Below are 11,195 nucleotides of genomic sequence, written 5' to 3' on the forward strand. Positions count from 1 at the left end.
GCAAGATGCCCGTTCCACAAGAAGAAAATCTACTCTTTGTGGAACAGGCATCTTGCCTGTTATTGAAAAGGGTGCAAGATGTGAGTTATAACTGAAATGTACCATTGTCAATAAGCTTTATGAACGGGCAAGATGCCCGTTCCACAAGAAGAAAATCTACTCTTTGTGGAACAGGCATCTTGCCTGTTATTGAAAAGGGTGCAAAATGTGAGTTATAACAAATAACTAATAACTAACAGCTAACAACTAACAGCTAACAACTAACAGCTAATCACCTCTTCGCGGAATTTATGGGCGCCGAAAGTACAATCAACCAGACCGAACAGCTACCGCTGGTAGTAAATCCCGACATTCTCCAGCAAGCTATCCTATACAAAATTAATACTCGCATAAACGCTCGCGGAGAATTAATTTTCCCCTGCGTACCGGGAATGCTAAGCCACTATCTCAAGTCGATAGAAAAGCTATTTAGCACTCTCGACAGACCCCTGCCCGAAGACCGCAGAGACGAACTCAGCAAGCTTTTAGCCACCAAGTTAGAACAAGGCTACCGCACCTCCACAGCATCGATGCTGATCCTGCAATACGAATCAGTGCAGCCGCCGCAAACCGGTTTAGCCTGCAAAGTGATTGTTACTACCTCAAGTGTTGGAGAACAGTACAAAAGCTGGGTAGACACCAGAGAACCTCCGCTTTTCGGTTCTCATCCAGATGCAAAATTGATGGCAACGGCTGCTAAATTGGGCACGCCCGATCGAGTGCGGATTTTGGACGTGGGGGCTGGTACCGGCCGCAATACCTTGCCCCTGGCGAGATTGGGCTATTCTGTAGATGCGATCGAACTAGCCCCAGCTTTTGCAGAACAATTGAAAGCAGCAGTAACAGCCGAAAACCTTCCCGTGACAGTGACTGAAGGCGATGTGCTCGACCCCTTAATGCGGATGAAACCGGCCCGCTACCAGTTGGCAGTTGCCGCCGAAGTCATCTCACATTTTCGAGACAGCGATCAAGTACGGCTTTTCCTCGCTAAAATGTGCGATTCCCTGTCTCCTGGAGGTCTGTTGCTGTTCAGCACGTTTTTAACCGTCGGTGACTACCAGCCTGATGCCCTCGTGCGACAAGTTGCCCAACTCTCCTGGTCTACTTTATTTACGCCCCAAGAACTCGCCACTGCAATGGAAGGGTTGCCCTTAGTCCAAATATCCGACGAATTGGTGTTTGAATATGAACGCCACCACCTGCCGGAAGCAGCCTGGCCCCCGACGCCCTGGTTTCCCAGTTGGGCCACGGGTCGAGATGTCTTCCCGATGGCAAACGCACGCCCGCCAATGGAATTGCGCTGGATTTTGTGCCGCCGAAGTTAAAAAAAATCGGTCATTTATAGACGGACACAGCAATCAAAAGCTTTGCTCGGCGGTCAATTTTTTCTCATATATTTTTATTTCAACAGCTTAAACCCTGCTCGCTGTTAATATTGTGCTGCCAGTACAGAAAAATTCACAAAAATATATATTAAAATGTAAAGAGAGCGAAGTTCGATCGCCCCTGGGTAAGAAACCCAGTGTCTGATTAGATCCCGCGCTTGCCAACCTTTTATTTTTGGCGAAAAATTGGGTTGCTAATGGCAATCCGGCTGGAATAAAAGTCGATCCCCATCTCAATGGGTGCAACTAAAGTTAAGATGAATTCAACCAACCTATTCCTCCCGATAGATGACTTTTTAGGGAATAGGATTAGCCAAAAGATTAGCTCGCTAGTCAGAGATGCTGCACAGAAACAAATATGCTTTTAACACATCCACTACAAGCGTTTGGAGCAATCTTCGGCCACAAACCTTCCACAAATAGATCGTCGATCGACCACAAAACCAGTAAAAATTATTGGGAGGGGAATATTGAGTCCGCTGTAAACGAACAAATTGACTGGTACATCCAAGTGGAAATGCTAATGAGTAACGCTAAATCTTCCTGCACCAATGAAGAGATTACTGCTTGGCTGCGGGGATTGCTGACAATTGCTTGGGCAGACGGCAACTTTGACGAAGACGAGCAAAAAATGATTGCAAATCTAACTCAGGATGAACTACACCCGGTATCTTTTGAGGAGGGTTTTGAACCTATTGCCCCAGAGGAATTAGCCGCTGTGTTAGGGAAAGACACCGCCAAAGGCGAGGATTTTTTGAGGACAGCAGTCATGGTAGCTTTGGCAGACGGTACCTACTCGCTCAGCGAAGACGAGGTAATCTCTAAGTTTTGCACAGCTTTGGGGCACAATGTAGAGGCGCTGGAAGCTCTGCGACACACCATCGAAGACAGCAAGTGCGATGATCCGCAGGGGCCCAGCAGCCAAATAGTCTTTGATGCCAATGTCGCCCCCGTCGCCGGAACACCCCTTTCATCTCGGCTACCTAAACCTCACCACAAAGATGTCCTGCAACCCGTCAAAGACTGGCTTGACGGCTGGGAAATTCACGACCCCAAAGTGGCACACTTTGTCTGTAAAATTATTCCGCCCCAGTGTCCGTTTGAGCGAGATGTCGTGTTATTTGGTCGCAAAATCGTCCACATTCCGGCGATGTGCCAGATTAACCCGCTTTACGAACAGTTAGTCGGGATGCGCTTTCGAGCTCTCTGCTATTTGGCAGATGAATGTAAGGAAGATGTATCGTCCTATTGTTAGTAGTCATTAGTCATTAGCCATTAGCCATTCTGGTAAAATCTTGGATTAATGACTGTAACTATTAACCAATGACTACTAATTAGTCCTGAACGCAAAAACCTGGTTTTTCTACGAAAAAACATCATTACACCCATCCGCCCCAGTAGAAAAACCGGGTTTATGCAGTTTTTGTGCGTGAGTCCTGCTAATATCAAATCTGCTTTGATAATACTAATTCAACCCCAGTTTTGGTACAATCCTCAAGCTTATACAAATTATTAAAAATCGCCAATTTAGGAGCCGGACACGGCATTGCCGTTTCCCTACAAATGCTCACGTACAATCTCTGGTTCTGAACTACTTTTAAAAATTGGTAAAATTATAATTTTCCGGCAACTGTAAATCGCGACTAAACTTGGCTGTCGTCCGCCGACGCGGACTATAGGAAAAGGGGAATATTGTACTTGCATCTGGTATAATAACTAATGACTAATCACAACTAACAATTGACAATTGACCAATGACAAGTGATATCATGTCCGGTCGATTACCCCTAATAAGGTAGGGGCGGGTTCACGAAAAATATTTGCCAATAATTGACAATCTCAAAAACCCGCCCTCTTAATCGCTCGATTGGACATGATATGACAACTGACAACTGACAACTGACAACTGACTAAATTATGCAATTTATCGATCGAGCAGATATTCAAGTCGCAGCCGGCAAAGGTGGCGACGGTATGGTAGCTTTTCGCAGAGAAAAGTATGTACCGGCGGGCGGGCCCAGTGGCGGGACAGGCGGCAAAGGCGGTTCCGTGTATATGGTGGCGGTGGAAAGCCTGCAAACGCTGCTAGATTTTCAGTACAACCGGATTTTTAAAGCCGATGACGGGAAGCGGGGCGCGCCGAAAAATATGACTGGTGCAGGTGGGGACGATCGCACGATCGAAGTTCCCTGCGGTACAGTAGTTTACGACGCGGAAACTCAGGCAATCTTAGCAGATTTAGTAACGCCCGGACAGACTTTTTGCGTAGCCAAAGGTGGCAAAGGCGGTTTGGGAAACAAGTGTTTTCTGACCAATTCTAACCGTGCTCCAGATTATGCGATGCCGGGAAAAGAAGGAGAACACAAATTTTTGCGTTTGGAATTGAAGCTATTAGCTGAAGTGGGAATTCTGGGGATGCCCAATGCTGGCAAATCCACCTTAATTTCAGCTTTATCTGCGGCCCGCCCCAAGATAGCAGATTATCCGTTTACAACTTTAGTCCCGAATTTGGGCGTAGTCAGAAAACCCAGCGGCGACGGTACTGTTTTTGCTGATATTCCGGGATTAATTGAGGGGGCTCACGAAGGTGCTGGTTTGGGTTACGAGTTTTTGCGGCACATCGAACGGACTCGGTTGTTGCTGCATTTGATCGATATTACCGATGAAGATCCGATCGCCAATTATGTCACAATTCAGGAAGAATTGAAGGCTTACAGGCGTGGTTTAGCCGATCGACCGCAGATTTTGGCTTTTAATAAGGTAGATGCGATCGACCTCGAAAGCGAAGAAATCGGTAATTTAATCAGCCGACTTAAAGAAATTAGCGGCGCTCCTGTTTTGTTGATTTCCGCCGTTAGTAGACTTGGATTGGATGAATTGATGCAGCAAGTTTGGCAAAAACTCGACGAGATGAACGAGAAAGAGGCGGCAGAACAGTTAGCAGTCGCGAGTGTTTAATCGCTTTCCGGTTCCTGGAATTTCCGTGAATCGGTAGGTGTTTTTTTGAGGGGTCAATCGATTTTAGATTTTAGATTTTAGATTTTAGATTGAAGCATTGACCCCACGGATAAATTCGGGGGCTGGTTGATCGGATACAGGTTTTTTATTTCTGGACGGATGAATCACGTGGCGGTTATCCTGGATGCGGGAATTGTCAAATCTTTCGGCTGTATGCCTGGTGCGGCAAGGGTTTGAGCCTAAATGGTATCATAAAATATCTTGGACATCTATCTACGAAGTCAGTTTTTACTAAGTAAATCTTTAATTTCTTCAATAGTAAATGGAGGATATTTCCTATGAATCATTGCATGACAGTTAGGACATAGTGGACGTAAATCTTGAATAGGATTAACTTCATATTCTTGATTAATTTCAGCTAAAGGTATTATATGGTGAACATGAATAAAACCTTTACCTATTTCTCCAAAAACTTTTTCAAAGTTAAACTTGCAAACATAACAATTTAGCCCATAATATTCAATACATTTTTTGCGAGCTGGATTATTTCGTTCATAAGCATTAACTTGTATTTGACGAATAGAACCTTCTTTAAAAGTTTGAGTTTCCTCTACTTCTCCGACTTCATCAGGAAATATTAGCGTATCATCTGAGACACTAAAAGAATCGAAAAGCTGTTCAAAATCAAGCTTGGGTGTGGTTAAAATTTTGCAAACTAAAACATAGAGTTCTTCTTCAGAATATTCTTGAAATCCTTCATAAATTTCTTTCTCACAACGCCATAACTCTCTCTGCCACCAGCCTTTACGCCTATTTTCATGATAAGGATCAAAGGCATCTCTCAAATTTTTGATTGTATTAGCGGAAATTCCAAGTAGAGAGCCTATTTTTTCATGGGTATCAGTCATATTACCAAATCCCAATTTCTGATAAGCATCTCTATCAAATCTTGAAAGATAATAAGCTACTATATAAGCATACGGGGAATTACAATCACCCCATGAGTCTATAAGACTATTCCAGTTAGACGGTTTTTTCACAATTAAAATTATTCATTTGTTTTGTAATACCACTTATCTAAATTATTGCTACAATCTGCATCGTTGGGTTGATTTTATAATCACCTACTGTTTATGTGGTTTGTGGGCTGGGTGCTGGATATTCCCCAATACTGATAAGTTGCTCGCGTTCGAGGATGCGTTCTAGGAGGTTAAATTGCAGAATTTTAGCGGTTACGCGCCCTTCTGGTGTCCGTGGGACGATTGCTCCTCCTTCTAGCCGAAAATGGTCTGACCATTCCTGGAGACGGGGATTAAAAAAGGGAGTTAGCTGTCCAGTCTCAGGGTCGATAGAACCTAGGTCAGTTCCTTTGAAACGGTTGCAGCAAGGACAGGATAACGCTAGGTTTTCCACGACGGTGACCCCATCATGTTTTTCAGCAATGATGTGTTCCATTTCAAAGGCAAAGAGTGAAGCCGTTTGGGGAAATCGACAATACTCGCATTGGTCTCCGGCGCGTTGGGTGACGACGCGACGCACAGTGGCTGGTACATAACTCATGCTTCTGTCTGTAAGCGTTTGTAGGCGTGAGCTTTGGCTAAACGCACCCAATGTTCTAACAGCAAATAGCGATCGAGTTCGACTTCCTCTCTGGCCGAAATAGTGCCGGATTTATTGCGATCGAGCAGTTCGCTCATGCGGGCTTGCAACGCAGGTGTGGGGCGGATTGCGAGGATTTCTTCTGGGCTGGGTTGACTGGCTAGCAGTTCCACTATTTGGCGATCGTCTTGGTAGGGAATGGTTTCTGCGGGGGCGAGTTCCCGAAGTGCGCGATCCAGGGCTTCCGGGAGACGATCGCCCAATTGTTGCAGTTTTTCGCCGAGGATATCGGGAACTTCTAGGATAATTTGCATTAGTGCTGATGTGAGGAGGGGAATTCCCTTGATTGTAACAAAGGGAAAAAATGCCGTTAGCTTAAATCCCGATCGAGGATTGAAACTGCATAGCCCGATATTTCCACAGTTATTCACAATGGAGATAACTCGCGAATTTGCCCGTTGTAATCGACTCTCACCCTTCCATCTTGAGAAACCGTAACAACCGTTTCTACAGTAAAGACAGACGAACCAGGCTTGGAACCCTTAAAAGTAAAAGTCCAAGTTCCATCGCCATTGTCTACAAACGGCGATTCCCTAGAAATACCGTGCATAGAAGCTTCAGCTCGATAGTTGCCTAAACCCCCATTAGCCCTTTCTGCTGCTTGACGGGCTAAGTTTTTCGCCCGATTGAGTTCGATATTATTGTTGATCGCTCTCACGCCGTCCGTCTCAGATTCAGGAGCAGGATTAGCATTACTCAAGGTAGGGAAGACTCCCACAGCTAAAATTGAGAGCGCTACTAGACAAGCAAGTCGAATGTTTAGTTTCATAATACCAACTGGTTTATAGTTTGATAAAGTCTACAACAATAGCCGGAAAAAACCCGGTTGAATTTTCAATTTTTAATTTTAACTTTTGAATCGGCTGGCGTTTCCCCACCGTACAAATAGCGGTAACTCATCCGAGAAATCTCCCGAATCAATGTTTGAGCTGGCTTCTCTGTTTCCGGCGAATGCTTCACCATCACCGCCACCAAATAACGCTTACCGTTCGGCAAATCCACCATACCGGCATCCGCAAGAATTGTATCAATGTTGCCGGTTTTGTGAGCAATAATTGAACCTTCGCCTAAACCTTTCGGCAGCAAAGAATCATTTCTAGTTTGTCGCATGATTTGCAAAATACGATCGCGCGATTTCACCGATACCAAATTACCCCGATCGATCTGGGCGATGATATTAATCAAATCCTTCGGACTGGTAGTATTAGTACCCTCCAAATCTGGCAAATTATTACGCAGAACCGTGGTACTCAAACCCCAATTTGCAAAATGCTGATTCAAAACCTCAGCACCTCCCAACAACTCAATCATCATATTTGTCGCCGTATTGTCACTGACAACAATCATCTTTTGGGCAACTTCCAAAGCCGAATACTTCTTACCCGGAGACTCGTCTTGCATATCCCCAGAACCGCCGACAATGTGTTCGGACTTCAGCGTCAGCACCTGATCTAACTGCACTTTGCCCTCATCTACTGCTTGGAAAAAAGCTACTAAAATTGGTACTTTAATTGTGCTAGCTGAAGCAAAAGCAGTATCGCCATTAAAATTTAGGTAGCTTCCAGTATCTAAATCGACTAGAAATATTCCGGCTGTTAAACTAGGATTTTCTGTTGCTAAAACTTGAACTTTGGTTTTCAAAGCCGCTAATTCTTGATTCAGTTGCAGCACTTCTGGGGCTGCTGGTGCCGCAGATGCGCTATCGGCTGGGTTGTTCTGCCCTGTGGTGGTTTGTTCTTCTGTCGCTACAGTCGATGCTCGACTCACAGCATTTACCACCGACAGCAGCGTACCGCAAATTACCGCTATCCCAACTCCCAGAATCAGCAAGCGAGTAGCATACACCAACGGCGGCACGCTCCGAGGTGCAGAGCGTTTGCCCGGTTTCTGGCTCGCTTGCGGACGCGGTTTAGGCACGGGGGGTTTTTTGACATCTGGGGGGATTACCGTGTCTGGAATGCGAACTGGGGGCGAAGTGGGACGACTTCCACGGGTGGTAGGGGGAGTGGCTGTTGGGATCTGGGTGTTGGGATTGCTGGCGATCGAACTCACATTTTCCCGCTCCAGAGTCGGATCTGGAAACTGGAACATATCGACAGCAGCGAGGCCTTTTTTGCGTGGTTGGCGAGTCTTCGACTGCGGAGTTTTGCTGGTTCTGGGTTTTCTGGGGTTAATTGCCGATCGAGGATCGGATAAAAAGTCTTGTGTAGTAAATTCTTCCGAAGATGTGGGAGAATTGGCTCCAATTCTGCTGCCCCGGCCCTGTTGCGGTGGCAAAGTTGCAGGTTCGGGCGATCGAATTTCTGGATTGCCGTTTTGCGGTTGGGGAGGGCGGCGGCGGCCCGAGTTGCCAGACTGACTTGCTTTGCCGGACTTAGGCTGCTTTGAGCCGGAGTTGGGAGAGGATATCGACGAGGATATCACCGATAATATCGATCCTTTGGGAAACCGCTCTGCCACGTCTTACTCCTTCATCACTAATGTAAAGTTCAAGTTTAAGATTTTTCCGCTTGTCAGCCAATCAATTTTAGATTTTAGATTTTAGATTTTAGATTTACCCCAGACGCTGCATGGTATCAGCAACCGGGTTTATTGCCCGCAAATTATCGCAAAGCTTAGGTTTTTAGTCAAGAAACCCTGTTTTGAAGGTGACAAGTGGGTACAGGAAAGTTCTCCTAGCTATCTGTTGGATTTTCCGGCAACGCCCCATCCAGAGTATCAGAATTTGCCTCTCGTGGGTAACTTTTGATTGCCCATTCTGTTTGGCGGAGGACGCCCCGCAGCATGGCGACTTCATCCACTGTCGGATAAGCCCTGTTGTACAAACGCCGAAATTTTTCCATCCGGCTTGCTGCTGTGTGCTGCTGCAAATATCCTATTTTTAACAGCAAAGTTTCTAGTTGCTGATAATATCCCTCTAAATTTTCCAAGGGAGCACTGGCGAGGGGAATTGAGGGATTTTCTGTCTGGCGGGTGGCAAGTTGTTCTTGGTAACAAGTTGATAAATTATCTGTGGCATGGGGTATTGAAGAGGCAGAGCCTCTGGATATGCGTTCCCCGGCTGAGCCGGGGAACGAGGCATCTTCTTCTTCCTTCCCTGTTCCTTCTTCCCTCTTCCCTCTTCCTTCTTTCCTCTTCCTGACATCCGTTACATCTTGTACAGTGCTCGTTGCCGAACTTCCTTCTTCCTTCTTCCTTCTTCCTTCTTCCCGGTATAGTTCGTAACAGCAGATAGCGACGGCTTGGGCGAGATTTAGAGATGTGTAGGCATCGCTGCTGGGAATGCGGATCAGGCGTTGAGCGCGGTTTAATTCGGCATTGGTCAAGCCGCAGTCTTCTCGGCCGAAAATGAGGGCGCTGGGGGCTTCTAGGAGCCAAGGCAAGGCCTCTGCGGGTTCTTCTAGTTGTGTTGGCAACGATCGACTATCATCCCCTGTAGTTGCGATCGCTCTGACACACCCAACCAAAGCAGCGGGCAAACTCTCGACTACTTTCGCCGTTTCCAATATGTCGGCGGCGCGAACTGCCATCAGTCGGGCTTCTTCCCCTAAATGATCGCATTGGGGATTTACCAAAACTAATTGGTGCAAACCCATATTTTTCATGACGCGGGCAACAGAACCGACATTCAATGGGCCTGCCGGTTCGACTAAAACTATTCGGATGTTGGCGTCGGCCGTTTCGAGCATTTTTATTTGGGGAGGTGTTTGGTAGAAATTAGGTTGTTTCCTTAGCAACAGGCAAGATGCCTGTTCCACAATCAAATTTAACTCTTGTGGAACAGGCATCTTGCCTGTTCATAAAAATGGTACAAGATGGGAATTAGTTAATCTATTGTCAAAATTAGCATGGCTAAGCAACGATCGAAATCTGATTTACCGACAAAAATGTGCCCGGTATGCGATCGACCTTTTACTTGGCGCAAAAAATGGGCCGACTGCTGGGATGAGGTCAAATACTGCTCCGAACGATGTCGTCGCCGCCGTTTGGCGGCTCAAGATTAAGAAGTTAGGGCAAGTTGCTCGATCAAAGCTAAGATTGCAAAGGAAAAATTTTAGGTTATTAGGTTATAAATTATGGCATCGCAACAAGTGCAACCAAAGCTAGTTATTCACGGCGGTGCCGGCAGTTCTCTACACAGTAAAGGCGGAATTGAGGCGGTGCGGAAATCGCTTTACGATGTTTTGGAGGAAGTTTATCCGCTGCTGAAAGACGGTGCAAGTGCCGTAGATGCAGTGGTGCGGGGGTGCCAATTGTTGGAAGATGACCCGCGATTCAATGCCGGTACTGGTTCTGTGGTGCAGTCGGACGGTCAAATTCGGATGAGTGCTTCGCTGATGGACGGTTTGATGCAGCGTTTCAGCGGGGCGATAAATGTTTCTCGCGTTCAAAATCCGATCGAACTTGCTAAATTTTTGCAGACTTCGGACGATCGGGTTCTCTCTGATTTTGGTTCGGCAGAATTGCTGCGAGAACTTCACTTGCCGATTTACGATCCGATGACGGATTTGCGTTTGCACGAGTGGATGCAGGAACGCCAAGGCAATTTTAGCAAAGCAATGGCTGACGTGGTTGCCGAACCGGCCGGTGTGGGTACGATCGGAGTCGTAGCTTTGGATGTGCATGGACGCTTGGCTGCTGGGACTTCGACTGGTGGCAAGGGTTTTGAGCGGATTGGGCGGGTTAGTGACTCGGCGATGCCGGCGGGAAATTACGCGGCAGGGAGTGCGGCGGTAAGCTGTACGGGGATTGGCGAGCACATTATGGACGAGTGTTTGGCCGCGCGAATTGTAATTCGGGTAACGGATGGTTTGAGTTTGAAAGCTGCTTTTGAGCGTTCTTTTGCTGAAGCTGACGAACGTCAACGGGATTTTGGCGCAATTGGAATTGATGCTAGCGGGGCGATCGCTTTCGGCAAAACTAGCGAGGTGATTTTGGGTGCTTTTCACAATGGTATGCAAATGGGCGATACTTTGGAAATGAGCAAGGGAACGCTGATTTTCATTGCTTAAAAATGGTTCTTAATCGGTGATTCCGATCCTCGACTTCTCCAAGAAGTCGGGGAGTTCGATCTGCGTTAGGAATGAGAATTAAATAACTTCCACTCTTGAAAGTGGGATGGGCGTCCCGCCCGTCCTTTTTGGACGGGCGGGA

11 protein-coding genes and 2 pseudogenes are annotated in these 11,195 nt (G+C 46.5%); 5 read left to right on the forward strand and 8 right to left on the reverse strand.

Going from position 1 to position 11,195, the window contains the following annotated elements:
* The first annotated feature begins 290 nt into the window (after window positions 1-290).
* From QUB39_RS22550 to obgE, 3 genes are all read left to right on the forward strand, one after another.
* Window positions 291-1,364, forward strand: a complete 1,074-nt coding sequence (locus QUB39_RS22550; RefSeq protein WP_333056867.1) for a class I SAM-dependent methyltransferase — start codon at window positions 291-293, stop codon at window positions 1,362-1,364.
* 418 nt (window positions 1,365-1,782) lie between these two features.
* Window positions 1,783-2,679: a Mo-dependent nitrogenase C-terminal domain-containing protein gene (locus QUB39_RS22555; RefSeq protein WP_333056868.1), complete on the forward strand. Its 897-nt coding sequence runs from the start codon at window positions 1,783-1,785 to the stop codon at window positions 2,677-2,679.
* 662 nt (window positions 2,680-3,341) lie between these two features.
* Window positions 3,342-4,382, forward strand: coding sequence for a GTPase ObgE (obgE, locus tag QUB39_RS22560; protein WP_333211907.1), 1,041 nt, complete (start codon window positions 3,342-3,344; stop codon window positions 4,380-4,382).
* 281 nt (window positions 4,383-4,663) lie between these two features.
* Here obgE and QUB39_RS22565 read toward each other — a convergent pair whose 3' ends face one another.
* From QUB39_RS22565 to QUB39_RS22600, 8 genes and pseudogenes are all read right to left on the reverse strand, one after another.
* Window positions 4,664-5,422, reverse strand: a complete 759-nt coding sequence (locus QUB39_RS22565; protein WP_333056872.1) for an HNH endonuclease — start codon at window positions 5,420-5,422, stop codon at window positions 4,664-4,666.
* Between the two features lie 91 nt (window positions 5,423-5,513).
* Window positions 5,514-5,942: an HNH endonuclease signature motif containing protein gene (locus tag QUB39_RS22570; protein WP_333056873.1), complete on the reverse strand. Its 429-nt coding sequence runs from the start codon at window positions 5,940-5,942 to the stop codon at window positions 5,514-5,516.
* A complete protein-coding gene (locus QUB39_RS22575; protein ID WP_333056874.1) occupies window positions 5,939-6,412 on the reverse strand; it encodes a hypothetical protein in 474 nt (157 codons plus the stop codon). Before QUB39_RS22575 ends, QUB39_RS22570 begins: the two co-directional genes overlap by 4 nt.
* Entirely contained in the window at window positions 6,409-6,810 is a 402-nt protein-coding gene (locus tag QUB39_RS22580; RefSeq protein ID WP_333056875.1) for a hypothetical protein, read from the reverse strand. The genes QUB39_RS22575 and QUB39_RS22580 overlap by 4 nt, the downstream gene beginning before the upstream one ends.
* Window positions 6,811-6,875: 65 nt before the next feature.
* Window positions 6,876-8,465, reverse strand: a complete 1,590-nt coding sequence (locus QUB39_RS22585) for a serine hydrolase (RefSeq protein WP_333274226.1) — start codon at window positions 8,463-8,465, stop codon at window positions 6,876-6,878.
* The gene (locus tag QUB39_RS22590; RefSeq protein WP_333274223.1) at window positions 8,416-8,562 is read right to left on the reverse strand and encodes a hypothetical protein; all 147 of its coding nucleotides are present in this window, start codon (window positions 8,560-8,562) and stop codon (window positions 8,416-8,418) included. The genes QUB39_RS22585 and QUB39_RS22590 overlap by 50 nt, the downstream gene beginning before the upstream one ends.
* 154 nt (window positions 8,563-8,716) lie before the next feature.
* A pseudogene (locus QUB39_RS22595) lies at window positions 8,717-8,998 on the reverse strand (RNA methyltransferase); the annotation flags it as partial.
* Between the two features lie 198 nt (window positions 8,999-9,196).
* Window positions 9,197-9,730, reverse strand: a pseudogene (locus QUB39_RS22600) (RNA methyltransferase); the annotation flags it as partial.
* Window positions 9,731-9,889: 159 nt separating this feature from the next.
* On the opposite strand from QUB39_RS22600, the gene QUB39_RS22605 reads away from it, so the two are divergent.
* On the forward strand, window positions 9,890-10,045 hold the full coding sequence (locus tag QUB39_RS22605) for a DUF2256 domain-containing protein (RefSeq protein WP_006631540.1): 156 nt from the start codon (window positions 9,890-9,892) through the stop codon (window positions 10,043-10,045).
* Window positions 10,046-10,117: 72 nt separating this feature from the next.
* Window positions 10,118-11,053 (forward strand): isoaspartyl peptidase/L-asparaginase, encoded by a 936-nt coding sequence (locus QUB39_RS22610; protein WP_333056878.1) that lies wholly within the window; start codon window positions 10,118-10,120, stop codon window positions 11,051-11,053.
* The last annotated feature ends 142 nt before the right edge of the window (window positions 11,054-11,195 follow it).

Source organism: Microcoleus sp. AT8-B5, assembly GCF_036705565.1.
Lineage (GTDB): Bacteria > Cyanobacteriota > Cyanobacteriia > Cyanobacteriales > Microcoleaceae > Microcoleus.